This is a genomic window from Qipengyuania gaetbuli (assembly GCF_020524765.1).
Classification (GTDB): Bacteria; Pseudomonadota; Alphaproteobacteria; order Sphingomonadales; family Sphingomonadaceae; genus Qipengyuania; species Qipengyuania gaetbuli_A.
On the sequence record NZ_JAIVLR010000002.1, the window covers coordinates 623410 to 644828 of the forward strand.

Below are 21419 nucleotides of genomic sequence, written 5' to 3' on the forward strand. Positions count from 1 at the left end.
AGATGTAAAGGATTTTACAAAATGGCTGACGAGGCGCTCCTTGCAGGGCCGGCGATACGCCGCCTCAGAAAGCGCGAGAACCTGACCCAGGCAGCCATGGCGACGCGCCTGTCGATTTCGCCCAGCTACCTCAACCTGATCGAACGCAACCAGCGCCCGGTCAGCGCGCGCGTCATCATGGCGATGGTCGAACAGTTCGAATTCGACCCCCGGTCCCTGCGCGAGGACGAGGCGGTGGGCGGTCTCGACGGGCTGATGCGGAGACTGGCGGACGAAAGGTTCGCCGACCTCGCCATCGACCGGGACGAGGCGGAGGAGTTCCTTGCGACTTCGCCGCAAATCGCTGCGGCCTTCGCGCGCCTCTATGACAAGGCGGGTGCAGGCGCGGACCTGTTCGATGATCCGCTGGCCGCGTCGCGGCGCGAGATCGAACGCTGGCGCAACCATTTCGCGGACCTAGATACCGCAGCAGAGGAGCTGGCCGACGAAATCCGCTTGTCGCGCGGAGATATCGGGGTCGCCCTGACGGACCGCCTGCGCGAACGGCACCAATTATCCGTCCGCATCCTGCCGGCCGAGGTCTTGCCGGACAGGCTGAGCCGGCTGGACCTGCACGCGCGCCAGATCCAGCTGAACGAAATGCTCAGCCCCGCCTCGCGCAATTTCCACCTCGCCACGCAGCTGGCCCAGCTCGAACAGCGCGACGAGATCGACGCCATCGTGCAGGGTGCGCGGCTGGAGGACGATGCGGCGCGGCAATTGTTCGCCCGCCACCTGACCGGCTACTTCGCCGCCGCGCTGATCATGCCCTACGGCCGGTTCCTGCGTGCCTGCGAGGCGACCGGATACGATTTGCCCGTTCTCCAGCGCCGCTTCGGGGTGACGTTCGAGCAGCTCGCCCACCGCCTCACGACGCTGCAGAGGGTCGGCCAGAGGGGATTGCCCTTCTTCATGGCGCGGCTTGACCGGGCGGGGCAGTTTTCCAAGGTTTTCGTCGGTGCCAGCACGGCCCGCTTCCTCGACGGGGAGGTGAGTTGCCCGCTGTGGGCGGCGCATCTGGCCTTCGAACGGGGCGGGGAATTGCAGGTGCAGTTCATCGCACTCGATGATGGCGGAGACAGGCAGGGAGGCTGGCTGACCATGGCCAAGAGCCCTGTCGGAAGCGGGGCCAAGGGCGAAGCGCGTTATTCCGTCGTCCTGGGCATCGAGGCCGTCCTGGCAGGCGACCTTGCACAGGCGCGGGGCGTTTCGCTGCGTCCTGCCGATGCGCAGCCGATCGGACCGGGCTGTGCGCGCTGCCACCGCGAGAATTGCGCGCAGCGTTCATTGCCGCCACGCGGACGACACCTCAGTTTCGACCGGATGAGCCGCGGGACCACGCCGTTCCAGTTCGGAGAGCGTTAACCAGCCACGCGGGAACCGCCTGCCAGCGCGCCGCGTTTTCGCCACAATACAAGCAATTGTGGGAAGGCAAGTACCAATGGCAGAAGAACGTATCACGGAAACGCGTACGCCCGACGGCAATACGCACACCACCCATACCGTCGTGACCGACGAACCGCGCCGCAGCGGTGGTTCGGGCTGGCTGATGGCGCTCGTCCTGCTGGTCGTCGCCGTCGTGGCGGTCGTCCTCTTCACCCAGATGGGCGGGGCCGAGGTCGCCAAGGATGAGGCCATCGCCAATGCCGCCAACGAAGTCGGCGAAGCGGCCGGCGCCGTCGGCGAGGCTGCGCAGGATGCAGGCGAAGCGGTCGAGGACGCAGTCAACAACTGACCCGGCCTGAAAAGCACTCGAAACGGCGCCCTGTCACTGCGACAGGGCGCCGTTTTTCATTGGTGTAAAATTTACCGACAGTTCACCATTCCAATGGTAAGGCTGGCCTTAACCAAGCCCGAGGCCGCCGCAGAACGACGATGTTTCGAATTTTCAAGCATTACATCCCTTACGAGGTGATGCTTCTGTGCGCGCTGGACCTGCTCTTGCTGGTCCTCGCGGGCGAGGCGGGCTGGCACCTGCGCACCTTCCAGCTGCAGATGGATCCGGGACCGTTTCGCGACCGCTTGCCGGCCGTGATCGGCTTTGCCGTCATCGTCTGGCTCGCGACCATTGCGGTAGGTACTTACACGCCGATTGCGCTTCGCTCGATGCGCTTTGCCACCGCCCGTATCTTCGTGGCGCTGGGGCTCGGCATCTTTGCGATCTCCTTCGTCAACCTGGTGCTGCCCGGTACGGCGCTGTGGCGCTCCATTCTGCTCTACGCGATGGCCATCGGGCTGGTGTTGCTGGTCGTAAACCGGCTGCTGATGTCGCGTATCATCGACAAGGATGCTTTCAGGCGGCGGGTTCTGGTACTGGGGGCAGGGCCACGGGCGCAGAGGATCGTCGACCTGTCTCGCAGGCCCGATGCGGGCTTCAAGGTGCTCGCCTGCCTTTGGATGGGCACCGGCCCGGGTGAAAAGATTGAGGGCGCTCTCGACCGCGCATCGGTCGGGGACCTCGGCAAATATGTCGCAAGCATTGGGGCACAGGAAGTCGTCCTCGCCATGCAGGAACGGCGCAATGCTTTGCCGCTGAAGGACCTGCTGCGGGTGAAGACCAAGGGGGTCGATGTCAGCGACCTGTCCGGTTTCCTCGAACGCGAAACCGGCAGGCTCGACCTTGATACGCTCAACCCGAGCTGGCTGATCTTCTCGGATGGTTTCACTGCCGGCCAGCGCCTGTCATCCATCGCCAAGCGTGCCTTCGATGTCGTAGTGAGCCTTGTCCTGCTTGTGACGACCCTGCCGTTGATCCTCCTCTTCGCGCTGCTCGTGAAACTGGAGAGCAAGGGTCCGGCGTTCTACCGCCAGCAGCGCGTCGGCCTGTTCGGCCAGAATTTCATGATCCCCAAGCTGCGTTCCATGCGCCAGGATGCCGAGGTGCACGGCGCGAAATGGGCGGAGAAGGACGACCCCCGCATCACGCGTGTCGGGCGCTTCATCCGCACCGTTCGGATCGACGAACTGCCGCAATTGTGGAGCGTGCTGAAGGGCGAAATGAGCTTTGTGGGCCCGCGTCCCGAACGCCCGCAATTCGTTCGCGAGCTTGAGGCCGAACTGCCGTATTATGCCGAACGCCACATGGTGAAGCCCGGCATTACCGGCTGGGCGCAGATCAACTACCCCTATGGCGCGAGCATGGCCGATTCCCGCCGAAAGCTGGAATACGACCTGTATTACGCCAAGAATTACTCGCCTTTCCTCGACGTGCTGATCCTCCTGCAGACGGCGCGCGTCATCCTCTGGCCGGACGGCGCGCGCTGATGGAATGGGTCGGCAGCATCGGGTCCGTGCTTTACGCGGTCGGCGCGCTGGTTTGCGGCCTTGCCGCGCTGTGGGTCGCGCGTTTCGGTGCGAGCGAGAGGCCAGACCGCTGGGCCGGTGTGGCGGCGCTTGCCCTGACGGCAAACTGGTGCTTTGCGGCGGCCAGCTTCCCGCCCGACCGGCTGGTCGTTTCCCTCACGGCAGTGGCGCGCAACCTTGCCTGGATTTTCGTCCTCTTCCGCTTGTTCGCCAATGATGGCCGCGACGAGAGCCTGCGCCTTGTGCGACCCGCGGCAATTGCCTTGGCGCTGGTCGAGACCTTCCAGATTGCGCTGCTGATGCTGGCACGGCGCTATGCCGGCTGGCCCGATGCTAGCCTGATGGTGTTCGAGACCGCCGCGATCCTGCGCGTCCTGATCGCGGTGGGCTCGCTCGTCCTGATCCACAACCTCTACGTGGGCGCTGCGCTTTCGTCGCGCCGCCTGCTGCGCTGGAATGCCGCGGCGATGGCGGGGATGTGGGCGTTCGCGCTCAACTTCCATACGCTGGCCTATCTCACTGGGGGCGCGCCGCCCGAACTGGTCGCGGTCCAGGGACTTGCCGCAGCGATCATCGCGGTACCCTTCGCCATCGGCTACAATTCGAATGCCGCGGGCCTCGAATTCCGGCCTTCGCGCACGCTCGCTTTCCGCTCGCTCTCGCTGCTGGTGATCGGCGCCTATTTCGCGGTCATGCTGGTTCTGGCGAATTCGCTCGACCTGCTTGAAGGCGACGTGCGTGCCCTGACGCAGGTCGGCCTGCTTATCGCGGCGGGCGCGCTGGCGCTGATCTGGCTGCCGTCCGACCGGATGCGCGGCTGGATGCGAGTGACCGCGATCAAGCACCTCTTCAAGCACCGCTACGATTACCGTAGCGAGTGGATGCGCTTCACCAATACCATCGGCCGCACCGGCTTCGACGAGACCAGCCTGCAGGAACGTACGGTGAAGGCGCTGGCCGATATCACCGACAGTCCCTCGGGCTTGCTTCTCGTCCCCGATGACGACGGTTCGCTGGTTCTGGGCGCAAGCTGGTGCTGGCCGAACGCGGACATCCCGCACCGCGCCATGCCGGTCGAACTGGCCACGATCCTCGAGCGCGAAGGACTGATCATCGATTTCGACGAGGCCCGCAAAGGCGTGGAGCATCACGGCGAGCTCGAATTCCTGCCCGAATGGCTGCGCGAGGAACAGCGCGCCTGGGCAGCCGTGCCGCTGCTGCACTTCGACCGCCTTGTGGGCGTCATCGTGCTCGCCAGGCCGGCCATCACGCGCGACCTCGACTGGGAGGATTTCGACCTTCTTGGTATCGTCGGACGCCAGCTCGCCAGCTACCTTGCGGAACAGAGCGGACAGGTCGCCCTTTCCGAGGCAAGCCGGTTCGACGAGTTCAACCGCCGCATGGCGTTCGTCATGCACGACATCAAGAATCTGTCGAGCCAGATGTCGCTCCTGATGCGCAATGCAGAATTGCATGCCGACAAGCCGGAATTCCGCAAGGACATGCTCGTGACGCTGCGCAACAGCGCGGACAAGCTCAACCTCCTGCTCGCGCGGCTCGGACGGTATGGCACGGCCGGTAACCAGTCGGTCGAGCCGCTTGATCTCGCGCAGGTCGCCAGGAAGCTCGTCGACCAGTTTGGCGGGTCACACCCCATTGGCATCGCACGTTCCGAACAGACGGTCGTCGTCGCCCATGCCGAGGGGCTGGAACAGGCGCTCGCCCATCTCGTGCAGAACGCCATCGATGCGAGTTTCGACGAAACGCCGGTTACGATCGAAGTCTTCAGCGACGGTATCACGGGCCAGATTCATGTGATTGACCAGGGCAAGGGCATGAGCCCCGCCTTCCTGCGCAACGGCCTGTTCAAGCCCTTCGTCAGTTCGAAGGACGGGGGTTTCGGCATCGGTGCATACGAGGCGCGCGAGACGATCCGCGCCATGCAGGGCCGGCTCGACGTAGAATCCCGCGAAGGGCTGGGCACACGTTTCAGCGTCAGCCTGCCGCTGCGCTCTGCACAAGCAATCTACCAAGGGTCCGGCACCCCGACCCAGGAGACCGTCTGATGGCCGAGGCGAAACCCAAGCTGCTCATCGTCGAGGATGATGAAGGGCTGCAGGCGCAGTTGAGGTGGGCCTACGACAATTACGAAGTCGTCATTGCGGGCAACCGCGACCAGGCGCTTGCCGCTTTGCGTTCCGAAGAACCGGCAGTCGTCACGCTCGATCTCGGCCTGCCGCCGGATCCCGACGGGACGAGCGAGGGCTTTGCCGTGCTCGATGCGATCATGGCCATGAAGCCCGACACCAAGGTGGTCGTCGCCAGCGGCCACGGCGCTCGCGAAAGCGCTCTCCAAGCGATCGATCGCGGGGCCTATGATTTTTACCAGAAGCCGGTCGATATCGACCAGCTGGGCATGATCGTCGATCGTGCCTTCAGGCTGCACGAAATCGAGGCGGAAAACCGCCGACTGTCGGCCAAGGTGGGCGAGGAGAAAACGGTTCTCGGCTCGATGATCACCGCTGCTCCCGAAATGGCGAAAGTGGCAAGGACGATCGAGCGTGTCGCGCCGACGAATGTTTCGGTCATGCTCCTCGGCGCAAGCGGTACCGGCAAGGAACTGCTCGCCCGCGGCCTGCACGAGGCGAGCGACAGGCGCGGCGGGGCCTTCATCGCCATCAACTGCGCCGCGATCCCCGAGAATCTGCTCGAAAGCGAACTCTTCGGGCATGAGAAGGGCGCATTCACCGGCGCGGTCAAGACCAACGAGGGCAAGATCGAACTGGCCGACGGCGGTACGCTGTTCCTCGACGAGGTCGGCGACATCCCGCTGCCGCTGCAGGTCAAGCTGCTACGCTTCCTGCAGGAACGCGTCATAGAGCGGATCGGCGGGCGCAAGCCAATTGCGGTCGACACGCGCATCGTGTGTGCGACGCACCAGGATCTTGAAGCGATGATCGCAGAGGGGACCTTCCGTGAAGACCTGTTCTACCGGCTCGCGGAAATCGTCGTGAAAATCCCCACTCTGGCCGAGCGCCCGGGCGATGCCGTGTTGCTCGCAAAACATTTCCTGTCCCGGTTCAGCGCGGAGATGAACCCGCAGGTGAAAGGCTTTGCTCCCGATGCCCTTGCGGCCATCGATAGCTGGGGCTGGCCGGGGAATGTGCGCGAGCTGGAAAACCGCGTGAAGCGGGCGGTTATCATGTCGGACGGCAAGCTGGTCGGTGCCGAAGACCTCGATCTTGGCGGGGACCAAGAGGCAGGCGAACTGGCGCTCAATCTCAAGCAGGCGCGTGAGGAGGCAGACCGGAGGATGATCCGCAAGGCCCTGTCGCGCACGCAGGGAAATATCTCCAATACCGCCAAGCTGCTCGGTATCAGTCGTCCGACGCTGTACGACCTTCTGAAGCAGTATGACCTGCAGGACTGATTTTCGACTGGCTGCGGTTCTCGCAGTGGCCCTGGTTGCAGGCTGCGGAGTAAGCGGCGGGACCCGTGACGGCATCGAAAATCTGCGGGTCCAGGTGGAACGCGGCGACGCTCGAGCAGTGCAGTTGACGCTTGAAGAGCTCGCGGCGGCGGGCACGCCCCGGACCGACTACGCTGCATTGGCTGGCAAGGAGGCGCTGGAGCGCGGCGACCTGGTTTCAGCCCGCAATTGGCTCGGTAACGGCGAGTTCAGCCAAGAGACGGCAAGCGAAGGCTTCCGCTTGCTGAGCAAGCTTGCGTACCTCGAGGGCAACCTGCCGGCTGCCATCGAGGCGCTGAAACGGGCGCGCGCTGTCGCTCCCGATGATCCGGAGCTGTGGGTCGATATCGGTCGGCTTCGTTACAACATCGGCAACCAGTTCGCTGCGCTCGATGCTGCGAAAAAGGCAGTGGAACTCGGGCCGGACAACGCCGAAGCGCTGCGGTTCCGCGGCCATCTGGCGCGCGATAGCGAAGGCATGGTCCCGGCGGCTGACTGGTTTGCCAGGGCGCGGCAGGCGGCGCCCCGCGACGAGGACGTGCGGCTTGAATACGCTGCAGCCCTGCTTGATGCAGGCGACGTTCCCCAGGCGATCGACCTGCTTTATGAAGAAGAGACGGAAACGCCTGCTGCCCACTATCTGAAAGCGGTGGCGGCTGCCCGAAGCGGCGCCTTTGCCGAAGCGCGCGAGGCGCTCGACCGGTCGGGTGCGATGCGCAGCCGCACTCCTGCCGCCCGATTGCTTTCGGCGATCATCGATATCGAGCGGGGTAATCTCGAAAGCGCGGCACAAACTCTCGACCAACTGCAGCGCCTGCAACCCGACAATCGCAGGGTTGCGGAACTGCTCGCGTATGCCTTGTCGCGTAGCGGCGGCGAGGAGGAACTGGTGTACCGCTTCGCCGATCAGGCGCGAGGACCACTCGGTTCGGTATGGCTGCGCACACTCGTGGGCCGTGCCTACGAAGCGCTTGGGGACCGGGAGCAAGCCGCTGTATTCCTCGACTTGGCCTCGTCACCGGCGGAGGCGCTGGCCGTCCTTCCACCTACCGGTGTTCAGGGCAGGACCGCGCTGGCAAAACGCGATGCGATCCGTGCGCGGATGTATAACGGTGATTTCCAGGGAGGGCTTGCTGCCGCGCGCTCCTTTACAGCTGAATTCCCCAACTCGAGCGATGCGTGGGCCTTGCGGGGCGATGCCGCACTGGCCGCCGGCGATCGCGTCGGCGCGCGTGAGGCCTATGGGAAAGCTGCAAGCATAAAACGTTCATGGCCTCTGGTCTTGCGGCTCTCTGCAGCACTGGAGAGCGAAGACGCGGCGCGGATTATTGCAGAATACGCCGCCGCAAACCCGGCAAACGGTCATGCGGCGGCACTTACTGCGAGCGCCTATGCCGAAGCCGGAAAGTGGCAGGAAGCCGCCGACCTCTTCGACCGTGCGCTGAAACGCGGAATGCGCGGCGTGCCATGGGTCATTGCCGCCCGCAGCGTCGCTGCTGGGCAATTGGGCGAGGGTCAGGGTGCTGACAAGCTGGACTGGGCGCTGGAGGCCTACGAAACGCAGCGTACCAGCCTGCCTGCCATAACGGCGCTGCTGGATGCTCTACCGCCAGAGGACAGGACGCTGCGCAGCGAGTTGCAGGCAAAGCTCGCCGCGCTTTCGCGCCGCTAGACACGGGCACAGCTCACGGGCAGGTGGACCCTCATGGCACTCGCATCCATCGCCCGAGACCCGATGATCCGCTTTCTGGCAATTGCCATTGCGGCAGCAGCTTTGGTCCCTGCGACAGGCTCGGCACGCGAGATCGCGCAGCTCATTGCCAATGCGGCTATCTTCCTGCTCTTCCTGCTCAACGGCCTGCGGATCGACCGCCAGGATATCCTCGCCGGCATTGCCAACTGGAGGTTCCTCCTCCCGTTGGTCCTGTGGGTGTTCGGCGCGATGGCGATTGCCGGCATGGGGCTGTCAGTGGTTGCGAGTAGCGCTCTGCCTGCAGTCGTCGCGCTGGGTTTCCTCTACCTCGGAGCGCTTCCATCGACCGTGCAATCAGCGACCTCCTACACCTCCCTTTCCGGCGGTACGGTCGCGCTCTCGGTCGTCAGCGCGGCATTGCTGAACATCCTCGGTGTCTTTGTGACCGTGCCGATCTTCCTTGCGCTTGGCGGGAGCGGCGAGGGCGCGGTGGGGAGCGAGGCCATCGTCAAGATCCTCACGATCCTCGTCCTGCCATTTGCCATCGGACAGGTCTTCCAGAAGCGCGCTGCCCGGTTCACGGCAAGCTACAGGCAGCGCATCGTCTGGATCGATCGCTTCGTGATCGCAGTGGCAGTCTATGTCGCCTTTTCAGGCGCTGTGGAGCAGGGCCTGTGGTCACGCATGGACTGGTCGGGCTGGGCAATAGTCCTTGCGCTGGTCGGCCTGTTCCTCGCCGTCGGTCATTTCGGTGCATGGGCAACCGGCGGCATGCTGGGCCTGCGACGCGAAGACCGCATCGCCTTCCTCTTCGCCGGAGCGCAGAAGAGCGCAGCGGTTGGAGCGCCGCTGGCAACGATCCTGTTCCCGCCCGCCGTGGCCGGTTTCATCGTGGTGCCACTGCTGCTTTACCACCTGTTCCAGCTGGTGCTGGCCGCGCCCCTGTCTACGCGGCTGGCCCGTCAGCCTCGACCGGGTGGCGACGGTTGTACCGCACCGACCACCAGAAGCTGAGGCCGATCAGGATTGCACCGATCAGTCCGGTAATCGTCTCGGGAATGTGGAACTTGGCAGACACGAGCATGATCGCGCCGAGCACGATGATCGCCCAGAAGGCGCCGTGTTCGAGGAAGCGGTAGGCTGCCAGCGTACCCTTGCGGACCAGATGGATGGTCATCGAGCGCACGAACATGGCGCCGATCGACAGGCCCAGCGCAATGACGACCATGTTGTTCGACAATGCGAATGCCCCGATCACCCCGTCGAAGCTGAAGCTTGCGTCGAGCACGTTGAGGTAGAGGAAGCCGCCGAGGCCGCTGCGCACAACGGCGCCCTGCAGTTTGTGCGCCTCTTCCTTCATCTCGAGGATCGTGTTGATCCCTTCGACTGCAATAAACGTCACGAGGCCCAGGATGCCGGCAACGAGGAAAGTCAGCGCCTCGTCTGGTTCGAGCAGGTTCGAAATGCCCCACATGACCAAGAGCAGCAACGCGATTTCGGCTGCGGGCAGGGCAGCGAACTTGGCGAGGTTGCGCTCGATCACGGCAATCCAGTGCACTTCCTTGTCGAGGTCGAAAAAGAACTTCAGGCCCACCATAGCAAGGAATGCGCCGCCGAAACCCGCAATGCCGACATGTGCGCTCGACACGATGCGCTCGTATTCGTCCGGCTGATTGAGCGAGAGGTTGATTGTCTCGAGCGGCCCGAGCCCCGCGGCGATGGCCACGATGGCGAGCGGGAAGACCACGCGCATGCCGAAGACCGCGAATGCGATGCCCCAGGTCAGGAACCGGCGCTGCCAGACCTCGTCCATTTCCTTCAGTACCGAGGCGTTGACCACGGCATTGTCGAAGCTGAGCGAGATTTCGAGGACCGAGAGGACCACGATGATCCACAGTAGCGACAGCGTCCCGGTGATCGTACCGGTTGCGCTCCAGCCGTACCAGGCGCCAAGGCCAAGACAGGCGAGGGTGAAGAACAGGGAAAAGGCGTAGAAACGCCAGAGAGTTGCGAGCATGTTTTAGGTCCGAATCTCAGCTCTTAGGCTGGTAGGTCTGTTCTTGCGACGGGAAACTGCGTGAACGCACTTCCTCGGCATAGGTTGCCACAGTGCGGTCGATGACCTCCGCGATGTTTTCGTATTTCTTCACGAAACGCGGGACGCGCTCGAACATGCCGAGCATGTCTTCCGTCACGAGGACCTGTCCGTCGCACTGCGCAGAGGCACCGATGCCGATGGTGGGGCACGATACGGCCTTGGTCGCTTCGATCGCGATGGGCTCGACAACGCCCTCGATTACGATTGCGAATGCACCAGCTTCGTCGAGCGCCTTTGCATCGCCGACGATCTTGTCCGCCTCTGCATCGCTGCGCCCGCGCGCCATGTACCCTCCGAGCACATTTACCGCCTGCGGGGTCAGGCCGACATGGCCCATCACAGGGATGCCGCGCTGGTTGAGGAATGCGATGGTCTCGGCCATCTGCGCGCCGCCTTCCAGTTTGACCGCCGCGGCGCCCGACTGCTTGAGCAGGAAGGCTGCGCTTTCGAACGCCTGTTCTTTCGAAGCCTCGTAGGATCCGAAGGGCATGTCGACGACCACGACCGAGTGATAGCTGCCCCGCACCACGGCGGCCGCATGGTTCGCCATCATCTCCAGCGTGACGGGAATGGTCGATGGCAATCCGTAGATCACCTGCCCCAGCGAATCCCCGACCAGCAGGATGTCGCAATGCGCATCGAGGATCTGCGCCTGGCGCGCCGTATAGGCGGTCAGCATCACCAGCGGCTCCTTCGTTTCGCCGTCTGCCTTGTGGGCGCGAATCTTCGGCACTGTCAGCCGTTTCATCGGCTGGGGCGTGGGGTTGGCGCGGCTGGTGCTCGTATCGAGCTGGAATGTGGTCGACATTGGCGTGCCCTAGCAAGTGCAGGGGAGAAGGCAAAGCAACGCTTGGACACCGCCCGGTATCCATGCTTAAAGCCCGCCCCGAGGAGCGGCGACCGGGAGCGCTGCAGGAAACAAGGGATTAGGACGACAAATGGTCGCGACTTCTCAAACTACGGGCGAGGGCTGGTCCTCGCGTAGCGCATTCATTCTTGCCGCGGTCGGCGCGGCAGTCGGGCTCGGCAACATCTGGCGCTTTCCGACTCTGGCCGGTGAAAGCGGCGGCGGCGCCTTCGTCATTTTCTACATCGGCTGCGTGTTTCTGCTGGGTCTGCCGCTGGTGCTGTCCGAGATATTCGTCGGGCGTGTCGGCCAGACCGATGCCGTCGGTTCGATCCGCAAGGTAGCCGTTCAGTCGGGCGCCTCGCCGAGCTGGTCCATTTTCGGCGGGATCGGGGCGATCGCGGCATTCCTTATCGTGTCGTTCTATTCGGTCGTCGCTGGCTGGGTGCTCTATTACGCAGGCGTGATGGGCTGGGATTTCCTTCAGGCCATCATGTCCGGCGATCCGTTCCGCGGCGCCCTTGCCGGAGAGAGCCAGGAACAGATCCAGCAGCGGCTCGGGGACATGTTCGCCAGTCCCGGCCTGCTGCTTGCCATGCATTTCGCCTTCATGGGGCTGACCTTCTACATCGTGGCGCGCGGGGTCAGTTCGGGGATCGAGAAGGCTGCGACCTACCTGATGCCGGCGTTCTTCGTGCTCCTGCTGGGGCTCGTGATCTACGGAGCGATCGAGGGCGATATCGGAGATGCAGTGGCCTTCCTGTTTACGCCCGACTGGTCGAAGCTGACCCCGCAGGTCATGAATTCGGCGCTTGGGCAGGCGCTGTTCTCGCTTTCGCTCGGCGTTGCAGGACTCATCACCTACGGTTCCTACATCAAGGAAAACAGCGGTCTGGGCGCGACGTCCGCGATGATCGCGTTTGCCGATACCGGCGTGGCCATCCTTGCGGGCCTGATGATCTTCCCGATCGTTTTCGCGGTCGGACTCGATCCCGCGGCCGGGCCGACGCTTGTGTTCCAGACGCTTCCCTTCGCCTTCCAGACCATGCCGGGCGGCGCATTGTTCGGGTTCCTCTTCTTCATCCTTATCCTCGTGGCGGCCGTCACCAGCTCGATCTCGCTGCTGGAAGTGCCCACGGCATGGGGCATCGGGGAGCGTGGCTGGAGCCGTCCGAAGTCGTCGGCGATCTTCGGCGGCGGGGCCTTCCTCATCGGGATCGCCTGCCTGCTAGGTTACAATGTCTGGGCCGATGTGCGCCCGCTGGGCTTCTGGTCGCTGTTCGAGAACACCGACATCCTCGACACGGTCGACGGGTTTACGGGCAAGGTCATGCTGCCGCTCGGCGCGCTGTTCACCTCGCTTTTCGTCGGGTGGAAGGCGGATGCCAGTTTGCTGCGCACGACGACCGGCCTGTCACCTGCCATGTTCGGTCTGTGGCGTTTCCTGATTGCCTGGCTGTGCCCGCTGGCAGTCACGATCATCCTCGTGACGGGGCTTTTCCCATCGATTCTGGGGGCCTGACATATTTGCCGCTTTTCCAGTCCGTAGTTCGCGCGTAATTAGCGCGCTTCGGGCTGGCGGAGCGGGAGGGTCCCGAGGCGGGCCCGTGGAGGCCTTCGCCTGAAATGATCCTCGATAGAGTAAAGCCGCTCGACGCCATCTTGGCGACCGCGCAAAAGAAATCGCTGCACCGCTCGCTCGGTGCCCTTCAACTCATGCTGTTCGGTATCGGCTGCATCATCGGCACCGGTATTTTCGTGCTGACTGCCGCCGGTGCGCAGAAAGCAGGTCCGGGCCTGATGCTGGCCTTCGTTATCGCGGGCGCTGTCTGTATCGTCGCTGCGCTCTGCTACGCTGAGATCGCCGCCATGATCCCGGTCGCGGGTTCCGCCTATACCTACAGCTATGCCACGATGGGCGAATTCCTCGCCTGGACCGTCGGCTGGGCGCTGATCCTCGAATATGCCATCGCCGCATCGGCCGTGTCGGTCGGTTGGTCGGGCTATTTCACGGGGACCATCCTTAATGAATTCATGGGCATATACCTGCCCCAATGGCTGTCGGCCGGGCCGCTGGCGCTGGGCGGGGCAGAGGGCGGTTTCATCAACCTGCCCGCGCTCGTCATCGCCCTGCTGGTTACCTGGCTACTGATGATCGGCACCAGCGAAAGCGCCAAGGTAAATGCCGTGCTCGTCGCCATCAAGGTGACCGCGCTCACCGCCTTCATCGGCCTGACGCTGACCAGCGCCTATTTCGATCCCGACCAGTTCAACCCCTTCCTGCCTGCCGGCGTTTTCGGAGGCTTCGGGACGGGTGTGGGCGCGGTCGGTGCCGCGGCGACGATCTTTTTCGCCTATGTGGGCTTCGATGCGGTTTCGACCGCGGCCGAGGAAACGAAGAACCCGCAGCGCAACGTGCCCATCGGCCTCGTCGGTTCGCTGCTGTTCTGCACCGTGTTCTACATCCTCGTGGCGGCAGGTGCGATCGGAACGATCGGCGGCCAGCCGATCATGGGGCCGAACGGCATTCCCTTCCCCGCAGGGTCGGAAGAACTGGCACGCCAGTGCGCCCTGCCTGCCTATTCGAGCGCGCTGGTGTGCTCGGACGAAGCGCTGGCCCACGTGCTGCGCCAGATCGGCTTCTCGGGCATCGGCAACATGCTGGGTATCGCGGCTTTCCTCGCGCTGCCTTCGGTCATCCTCGTGCTGCTTTTCGCGCAGACGCGCATCTTCTTCGTGATGAGCCGCGACGGTCTTCTGCCTGAAGGCCTGTCCAAGGTGCATCCGAAATGGAAGACGCCCTATGTCGTCACCGCCATCACCGGCGCGATCGTGGCGGTTGCCGCCGCGTTCTTCCCGGTGGGGCAGCTGGCCGACATCGCCAACGCAGGAACGCTCTACGCCTTCCTGATGGTGGCGGTCGCGGTCATGCTGCTCCGCAAGTCCGATCCGGATCGCAAGCGTGATTTCCGCACGCCGGCGCTGTGGCTGGTTGGGCCGGCGACTATCCTCGGTTGCGCCTTCCTTTTCCTGAACCTGCCGTTCGAAGCGATGCTTGTGCTGCCGATCTGGACCGCGATCGGGCTGGTCATCTATTTCGTCTATAGCCGCGGGAACAGCCACCTCGGGCGCGGTATTGTCGAAGTTGTCGATGATGTCGCGGGCGAGGAAACGATGATCCCCATCCATCCCGACAAGCCGCGGGACTAAGGCAAAAAGAAAGGGCCGCCCCATTGGAGCGGCCCTTTTTCATTGTGCAGTCGACGCGGCTTAGAGGTCGACGCTCTCCACGTGGCGTTCTTCCGCCTCTTCGTGGACGGTCATGCCCAGCGCCATCTTGGCAGTGTTGAGCAGGCCGAGGTCACCGCTCCAGATTTCCGCCTGGCCCAGGTCCATGCGCAGGAAGAGGATGTCCGGATCGTCCTTGCCGCCGTCGTACCAGGCCTCGACGAAGTTGTTCCAGAACTGGTCGAAACGCTCCTGGCTGGTCTCGACCGCCAGCGTGCCATCGAAGCGCGCAAACATGTCGTGATCCTTGCCGGCGAAGCTCGCCTTCACCTTGCCGAGCTTGGCGAACGTGCTGTTCTTCTGCGTGAAGAACCAGATCGCACTGTTCGCATCCTTGTCGAGCTGGGCGGTCATCGGCACCGAAGTGTTCGACTGGCCCTCGAGTTCGAGGAAGAGGAACGGCGAGTCCGCCATGGCGTGCCAGAACTTCTCCTTGAGCGCGTCGGGGTTGCCTTTCGAGTATTTCATGATCTTGCCCTTTTGATGATTGCGTTTGGTTTTCCTACGCTTGGAGCGGCTTGCGCGTTCCTGCGACTGCGCCGGAGCGGGGCACCGCACAGACGAATTGCGAATCTCTGTTGTATGGAACATAATGCGAACAAACGAGTCGATTCCCCATGCCCGATGCCGCCCTTTCCTCCTTGCCGATCACGGCCTTCGAAGACGTTGCCGCGCTGTCCGCGCGTCGCAGCGCGCGCTGGCGTCCGGGACTGGCGGCAGTGCAGGGGCCGGCGCTCCACAACGAGGTTTTCGGCCTTTCGCGCGAAGCCGCAGGGGTGGGGGTGGCGCTTGCCCTGGCGCTCGACGACTGGCGGCATGTCCCGCGTGAATGCGGCTGCGAGGCGGAGGACCGGCGCAGTGTGCTGTGGGTCCAGACGCGCGAGGCGGCGCGTCTTGGTGGCAGGCCCTGTCGCGCAGGGCTCCCGGCGGACCTGCAGGGCCGTGTGATCCACGTGCTGGCAGAGAAGGTAGAGGATGCCCTCTTCGCGCTGGAGGAGGGGCTGCGCTGCCGCGATCTCGCCTTCGTGATCGGTGAAATCCCGGGGAATGCGAAGGCGCTGGATTTCACCGCCTCGCGCCGGCTGACCCTGGCGAGCGAGAGGCACGGTGTGCCGCTGTTCCTCGTCCGGCTCGATGCCGCGCGCGACCTGTCTTCGGCGCGGATGCGCTGGGAAGCCACCAGCGCGCCGTCCGCCCCGCCACGCTGGAACGCGCAGGCTCCGGGCGATCCGGCATGGCGTGCCGAACTCTTCCGGGCGCGCAGCCATGCGCCGGGCGAATGGGTGCTGGAGGAGGGCGGGAAGACCCTCAGGGCGGACAAGGCTAGCTCCGAAACCGACCGCGCGGTCGCGAACTGGGCGGCCGGGCTGCAACATCGCCGCGCGCCCCGGCGGGCATGAGCGCGCTCCTGCCGGATGCCGCGCGCCCGCGCCGCATCCTGTCCATCTGGATGCCTGCCATGGCGATGGATCGCTGGCGACTGGGTGGTTCCGGCGAGCGTCGCGCGCTCGACGACAAGCCGCTCGTGCTCATCGCCGATACCGCCCACGGGCCGCGGATCGAGGCAGCCAACCGGTCGGGCATGGCGGCAGGCGCATGCCGGGGCATGATGCTGGCCGATGCGCGCACGCTGTGCCCTGACATCGCTACCGCGCCGAGCGATCCGGCAGGCGATCTCGCCTTTCTCGAAAAGCTGGCGATCTGGGCGCAGCGCTGGGGTCCGTGGTCGGCGATGGACGCGCCCGACAGCCTGCTGGTCGACGTGACGGCCGTGCCGCACCTGTTCGGCGGGGAAGGCAGGCTGTTGGCCGATGTGGCAGAAACCTTCGCGCGCCGCGAACTGACGCTGCGCTGTGCCATCGCGCCGACGGCGGGGGCGGCATGGGCGCTGTCGCATTACGGCCCGCCCGGCGCGATCCTGGCTGCGCAGGACGATGCCGAAGCGAGGCTTGCCGACCTGCCTGTCGCCGCGCTGCGCCTCGACGACGACGTGCTTACCGTGCTGCGCCGCCTCGGCCTCAAGCGGCTCGGAGAGCTGGCCACGATCGGCCGCGATGCGATCCAGCGGCGGTTCCGCAACCGCAAGTCGCCTGCCGCCAACCCGCTCATCCGGCTCGACCAGATCCTCGGCAGGGTGCCCGAGCCGCTGTTGCCGGTGGTCCCGCAGCACATGCCGCTGGTCCAGCGCCGCCTGATGGAGCCGATCCGCCATCGCCAGCTGCTGGACCAGGTGGTGGGCGATCTCGCCGGTGACATGGCGCGCGAACTGGAAGCGCGGGGCGAAGGCGCGCGCAGACTGGAGCTGGGAATGTGGCGGGTCGACGGAGAGGTGGTGGTGCGCCGTCTCGAAATGGCTGCCGCCACCCGCGAGGCGGCGCATATCTGCCGGCTCTTCGCGGCGCGGCTCGACGATGTGGATGCAGGGTTCGGTATCGAGATGCTGCGCCTGCGCGCCAGCTGGGCGGAGCCGCTGGCGCTGGAGCAGGGCGATATCGAGGCTGCGGCAGAAACGCACGGCACTTCGCTGGCGGCCTGCATCGACCGGTTGACGGTACGCCTCGGCAGGGAAGCGGTTACGCGGCCGGTTCCGTTTGCCAGCCACATCCCCGAGCGCGCGCAACGCTGGCAGCCCCCGCTCGAGCCCGAACCGACTTCACAAGGTGAGTTGGCTTTCCACAGAAGGCCTTTGAAACTGCTAGACAATCCTGAAAGGATCGCGGTGCTCTACGCCACCCCTGACGGGTACCCGCGGCGCTTTCGCTGGCGTGGGGAAGTGCACGAGGTGGCGCGGGTCGAAGGCCCGGAACGCATCGCTCCGGAATGGTGGCGCGAACGCGGGGGGACGAGGCTGCGGGACTACTACCGGATCGAGGACGATCGCGGACGCCGTTACTGGATCTATCGCCTCGGCATCGTGGGCGACGGCCGCGGCGGGGCGCCCGACTGGTACCTGCAGGGTCTGTGCGCCTAGGCGGGTTCGGCCGGTTCTTCGGCGCCTTCTTCCGGCACGACCGGCTCTTCGGGTCCGTGCTGGATTTCGGAGAGTTCGGGCGTCAGCGCGCTGCCCTTGCAAACGCTGTCGCCGGCCACGATCGTGGCGGCAACGCGCGACTGCTCCATCGCCTCGGGTGTATTGTTGAAAGGCGGTACGACCGTTTGTGGCGCAACGCATTTTGCAGAAACTTCGCTCGGCGCGTCGGCCTGTGCTTCCTCATCCTGCGCCAGGGCAGGGGTGGCTGAAAGGGCAAGGGCAGTCATCAGGTATGCGGCGCGCATGGGCAATCTCCAGTCCCTATGCCTTTCGCGCAGGCGAGATTGCCAGTGCCTGAACCCTCAGCCTTCTGAAACGAGGCTCGCACGGCGCGAACGCCGCTGCCCGAGAGGGATATTGCCGAAATTCGCGACCGGACCCGATGGGGCCTCGACCGTGTCGACCGTCTGGTCGATGACCGATTGAGGAAGAGGGCGTTCGAACACGAGGCCGCAGCTACGCTCGTTGGCCCAGACCACCTTGCCGAAATGCTCGTGCCCGTTCCACGAAAGCAGCCCTGAAACGCCTTCGCTAGGGGGATTGGGGGTGTCGAGGCGCGCCCCGGCTTCGGACAAATCCGAAAGCCGGCCGTGACGGTCGCCGCCCAGCATCTTGAGCGTTGCCGCACAGTCGACGCTGTATCGCGTCGCAACGCGCCGGTCCTGCGGTTTTGCGACCTGGTTCCTGCGGAAAAGCCCCACGCGCCATTTCTCCCCTTGGAGTATCCTCTTGGCGCAAGAAGGGTGAATTCTGCCCTTCGGCTCATGCTTACCGGGCTGTTAGGGTTGGGTGAGGCGCACATTGTCTTGTTCATCCGCATGCCGGATGGCCGCAGGACCTGGTTCGTCCTGCTGCGGGGACGACTCAAGCGGGGCGCAGTCGGCGTGTTGCTTCGGCGAGCTTTCGAAAATGCCTCGCCTGCATCTTTTGACATTGGCGAATCCGGTCGTGGAACATATAAAGAACATATGGCTCAGCAGACGATCCTCCAGAAGCTGGAAATCCTCGCCGATGCGGCGAAATACGATGCCTCCTGCGCGTCGTCCGGCACGGCGAAGAAGAACAGCCTGGGCGGAAAGGGGATCGGTTCGACCGAAGGAATGGGTATCTGCCATGCCTACGCGCCCGACGGCCGCTGTATCAGCCTGTTCAAGATACTGCTGACCAACCATTGCGTGTTCGACTGCCATTACTGCGTCAATCGCAAGAGCTCGAACGTGGCGCGGGCGCGGTTTACGCCGCAGGAAGTGGTGGACCTGACGCTCGCCTTCTACCGCCGCAATTATATCGAGGGGCTGTTCCTCTCCTCCGGCATCGTGAAGAACTCGAACCACACGATGGAACAGATCGTCGAGGTCGCGCGCATCCTGCGCGAAGAGCATGATTTCCGCGGCTACATTCACCTCAAGACCATTCCCGAAGCGGATGCGGAGATCGTCCACCAGGCCGGGCTCTATGCCGACCGTGTCTCGATCAATGTCGAACTGCCGACCGACAGCGGCCTCACCCGCCTCGCGCCGGACAAGGACGCGCGGCAGATCGAAGGTGCGATGGGCAAGGTGAAGGCCGATCTTGCGGAGGCGAAAGACGCGCACAAAAGGTTCAAGCACGCACCGCGCTTCGCACCCGCCGGCCAGTCGACTCAGATGATCGTCGGCGCCGATGCCGCGACCGATGCCGACATCGTGGGCAAGGCCAGCCGGCTGTACGACAATTTCCGCCTGCGCCGGGTTTACTACAGCGCCTTCTCGCCCATTCCCGATGCCAGCGCGGTTCTGCCGCTGAAGCGTCCGCCGCTCATCCGCGAACACCGGCTCTACCAGTCCGACTGGCTGATGCGGTTCTATGGCTACAAGCCGGCCGAGGTGATGCAGGCGACCGAGGCGGACGGGAACCTGCCGCTCGACATCGATCCCAAGCTCGCCTGGGCGCTGAAATTCCGAGAGCAATTTCCGGTCGACGTGAACCGGTCCACCAAGGAGCAATTGCTGCGCGTGCCCGGCCTCGGCGTGAAGGCGGTGGGCAAGATCCTCGCCAGCCGCCGCCACCGCGCGCTGCGGCTCGACGACGTGGCGTTGCTCACCCAGTCGATCACCAAGGTGCGCCCCTTCATCTGCACGGTGGACTGGCGCCCCGTCATGCTGACCGACCGGGCCGACCTCAGGAGCCTGCTCGCGCCGAAGGCCGAGCAACTGGAGCTGTTTGCCGCATGACTGCCCTCCAGCATGTCAGGCTCGGCACCTATTACGTGGTCAACCTGCCCGAGCCGGACGATTTCGACTTCTGGCGCGAGCGGGCGCGCGCGCTTGTCCAGTGCGATGTGCCGCCCGACCGGATCGCCTGGATCGAACCGGGCGGGAGCGGGGACCTCTTCGCGCATGGCGAGCGCCGCATGCCCGTGCCGCCGATGGACGCAAGGCCGGTACGCGCCAACCGCCGCTTCGTGAGCCTTGCAAAGAACGCCATTCTCCATTCCGATCCCGAGCGTTTCGCGCTGCTCTACCGCCTGCTGTGGCGGCTCCAGTCCAATCCGCGGATGATGGAGGACAAGGCCGACCTCGACGTGCGGCGGGTGGAGGAACTCGACAAGAACGTGCGCCGCGACAGCCACAAGATGCACGCCTTCGTCCGCTTCCGGCTGGTCGAGAGCGAGGATGAAGAGGAAGGCGAACACTACGTCGCCTGGTTCGAGCCGGAGCATCACATCCTGCGAGCCAATGCGGGCTTCTTCATGCGCCGCTTTTCGAACATGCGCTGGTCGATCCTGACCCCTCGCGGCAGCCTCCACTGGGATGGCGAGACGATGGCGGAAGGCCCGCCAGCCGAACGGCACGATGCCCCCGGCGGCGACCCGATGGAGGACCTCTGGCGCACCTATTACGCCTCCATCTTCAATCCTGCGCGGCTGAAAATCGGGGCCATGCTGAAGGAAATGCCCAAGAAGTACTGGAAGAACATGCCCGAGGCATCGCTCATCCCGGACCTGATCGCGGGCGCACAGGGGCGCGAGGCCAGCATGGTGGAGAAGGGCGCGCTCGAGTTCGAGGAGCGGCCCGACACGCTGGCCGCGATCGACAAGGCGATCCACGCCTGCCGCAAGTGCCCTATAGGCGCGCTCGACAACACAGCGGTGATGGGGGAGGGGCCGCAGGATGCCGCCCTGATGATCGTCGGCGAACAGCCCGGCGACAACGAGGATATGCAGGGCCGCCCCTTCGTGGGTCCGGCAGGGCAATTGCTCGACGTGCATCTCGAAAAGGCCGGGATCGACCGGCGCGCGGCCTATCTCACCAATGCGGTGAAGCATTTCAAATATGTGCAGCGCGGCAAGCGGCGGCTGCACCAGAACCCGGGCGCGAAGGAAATCGACACCTGTCGCTGGTGGATCGAGAGCGAGCGGGCGATCGTGCAGCCCAAGCTGGTGCTCGCCATGGGTGCCAGCGCGGCGCGCGGCCTGCTGGGCAAGACGGTCAGCATCTCCAAGGTGCGCGGCACGCCGATCCCGCTGGAAGACGGCAGTGAGCTGTGGGTCACCGCGCACCCGTCCTATCTCCTGCGCCTCGAAGGCCCTGCGCGCGAGGAACAGGCGCGGCTGTTCGATGCCGACCTTGCCGCGGTGAAGGCGCGGCTGGCGGAGCTGGCGGGGTGAGC

At 64.6% G+C, this 21419-nt stretch carries 18 protein-coding genes; 13 read left to right on the forward strand and 5 right to left on the reverse strand.

The features are described 5' to 3' along the window. Window positions 1–21 precede the first annotated feature (21 nt). From LC083_RS11550 to LC083_RS11580, 7 genes are all read left to right on the forward strand, one after another. Window positions 22–1404, forward strand: coding sequence for a helix-turn-helix domain-containing protein (locus LC083_RS11550; protein WP_226700510.1), 1383 nt, complete (start codon window positions 22–24; stop codon window positions 1402–1404). Between the two features lie 76 nt (window positions 1405–1480). After that, entirely contained in the window at window positions 1481–1774 is a 294-nt protein-coding gene (locus LC083_RS11555; protein WP_226700511.1) for a hypothetical protein, read from the forward strand. Between the two features lie 140 nt (window positions 1775–1914). Further along, window positions 1915–3303: a TIGR03013 family XrtA/PEP-CTERM system glycosyltransferase gene (locus LC083_RS11560; protein WP_226700512.1), complete on the forward strand. Its 1389-nt coding sequence runs from the start codon at window positions 1915–1917 to the stop codon at window positions 3301–3303. Further along, window positions 3303–5408: an XrtA/PEP-CTERM system histidine kinase PrsK gene (prsK, locus tag LC083_RS11565; RefSeq protein ID WP_226700513.1), complete on the forward strand. Its 2106-nt coding sequence runs from the start codon at window positions 3303–3305 to the stop codon at window positions 5406–5408. The genes LC083_RS11560 and prsK overlap by 1 nt, the downstream gene beginning before the upstream one ends. Next, window positions 5408–6772: a PEP-CTERM-box response regulator transcription factor gene (prsR, locus tag LC083_RS11570; protein WP_226700514.1), complete on the forward strand. Its 1365-nt coding sequence runs from the start codon at window positions 5408–5410 to the stop codon at window positions 6770–6772. The genes prsK and prsR overlap by 1 nt, the downstream gene beginning before the upstream one ends. 25 nt (window positions 6773–6797) lie before the next feature. Further along, the gene (locus LC083_RS11575; protein ID WP_226700515.1) at window positions 6798–8483 is read left to right on the forward strand and encodes a tetratricopeptide repeat protein; all 1686 of its coding nucleotides are present in this window, start codon (window positions 6798–6800) and stop codon (window positions 8481–8483) included. A gap of 33 nt (window positions 8484–8516) precedes the next feature. Next, window positions 8517–9518: a bile acid:sodium symporter family protein gene (locus tag LC083_RS11580; RefSeq protein WP_226700516.1), complete on the forward strand. Its 1002-nt coding sequence runs from the start codon at window positions 8517–8519 to the stop codon at window positions 9516–9518. Here LC083_RS11580 and LC083_RS11585 read toward each other — a convergent pair. Both LC083_RS11585 and panB read right to left on the reverse strand, forming a co-directional pair. Next, window positions 9451–10521: a DUF475 domain-containing protein gene (locus LC083_RS11585; RefSeq protein WP_226700517.1), complete on the reverse strand. Its 1071-nt coding sequence runs from the start codon at window positions 10519–10521 to the stop codon at window positions 9451–9453. The two genes, LC083_RS11580 and LC083_RS11585, sit on opposite strands and share 68 nt — an antisense overlap. Window positions 10522–10537: 16 nt before the next feature. Beyond that, the gene (gene panB, locus LC083_RS11590; protein WP_226700518.1) at window positions 10538–11410 is read right to left on the reverse strand and encodes a 3-methyl-2-oxobutanoate hydroxymethyltransferase; all 873 of its coding nucleotides are present in this window, start codon (window positions 11408–11410) and stop codon (window positions 10538–10540) included. 130 nt (window positions 11411–11540) lie between these two features. On the opposite strand from panB, the gene LC083_RS11595 reads away from it, so the two are divergent. Further along, the gene (locus tag LC083_RS11595) at window positions 11541–12971 is read left to right on the forward strand and encodes a sodium-dependent transporter (protein ID WP_226700519.1); all 1431 of its coding nucleotides are present in this window, start codon (window positions 11541–11543) and stop codon (window positions 12969–12971) included. Between the two features lie 104 nt (window positions 12972–13075). Further along, on the forward strand, window positions 13076–14659 hold the full coding sequence (locus LC083_RS11600; RefSeq protein WP_226700520.1) for an amino acid permease: 1584 nt from the start codon (window positions 13076–13078) through the stop codon (window positions 14657–14659). Window positions 14660–14719: 60 nt separating this feature from the next. On the opposite strand, the gene LC083_RS11605 is transcribed toward LC083_RS11600, so the two are convergent. Further along, window positions 14720–15205: a pyridoxamine 5'-phosphate oxidase family protein gene (locus LC083_RS11605; protein ID WP_226700521.1), complete on the reverse strand. Its 486-nt coding sequence runs from the start codon at window positions 15203–15205 to the stop codon at window positions 14720–14722. A 149-nt stretch (window positions 15206–15354) separates the two neighbouring features. On the opposite strand from LC083_RS11605, the gene LC083_RS11610 reads away from it, so the two are divergent. Next, entirely contained in the window at window positions 15355–16137 is a 783-nt protein-coding gene (locus tag LC083_RS11610) for a hypothetical protein (RefSeq protein ID WP_226700522.1), read from the forward strand. Beyond that, window positions 16134–17708, forward strand: a complete 1575-nt coding sequence (locus LC083_RS11615; protein WP_226700523.1) for a DNA polymerase Y family protein — start codon at window positions 16134–16136, stop codon at window positions 17706–17708. The genes LC083_RS11610 and LC083_RS11615 overlap by 4 nt, the downstream gene beginning before the upstream one ends. Here LC083_RS11615 and LC083_RS11620 read toward each other — a convergent pair. Further along, entirely contained in the window at window positions 17705–18013 is a 309-nt protein-coding gene (locus tag LC083_RS11620; RefSeq protein ID WP_226700524.1) for a hypothetical protein, read from the reverse strand. The genes LC083_RS11615 and LC083_RS11620 overlap by 4 nt on opposite strands. Window positions 18014–18070: 57 nt before the next feature. Further along, entirely contained in the window at window positions 18071–18469 is a 399-nt protein-coding gene (locus LC083_RS11625) for a PilZ domain-containing protein (RefSeq protein ID WP_222553603.1), read from the reverse strand. A gap of 267 nt (window positions 18470–18736) precedes the next feature. Here LC083_RS11625 and LC083_RS11630 point away from each other — a divergent pair, with 267 nt between their 5' ends. Both LC083_RS11630 and LC083_RS11635 read left to right on the forward strand, forming a co-directional pair. Then, entirely contained in the window at window positions 18737–19981 is a 1245-nt protein-coding gene (locus tag LC083_RS11630; RefSeq protein WP_226700525.1) for a putative DNA modification/repair radical SAM protein, read from the forward strand. Then, on the forward strand, window positions 19978–21417 hold the full coding sequence (locus LC083_RS11635; protein ID WP_226700526.1) for a UdgX family uracil-DNA binding protein: 1440 nt from the start codon (window positions 19978–19980) through the stop codon (window positions 21415–21417). Before LC083_RS11630 ends, LC083_RS11635 begins: the two co-directional genes overlap by 4 nt. The last annotated feature ends 2 nt before the right edge of the window (window positions 21418–21419 follow it).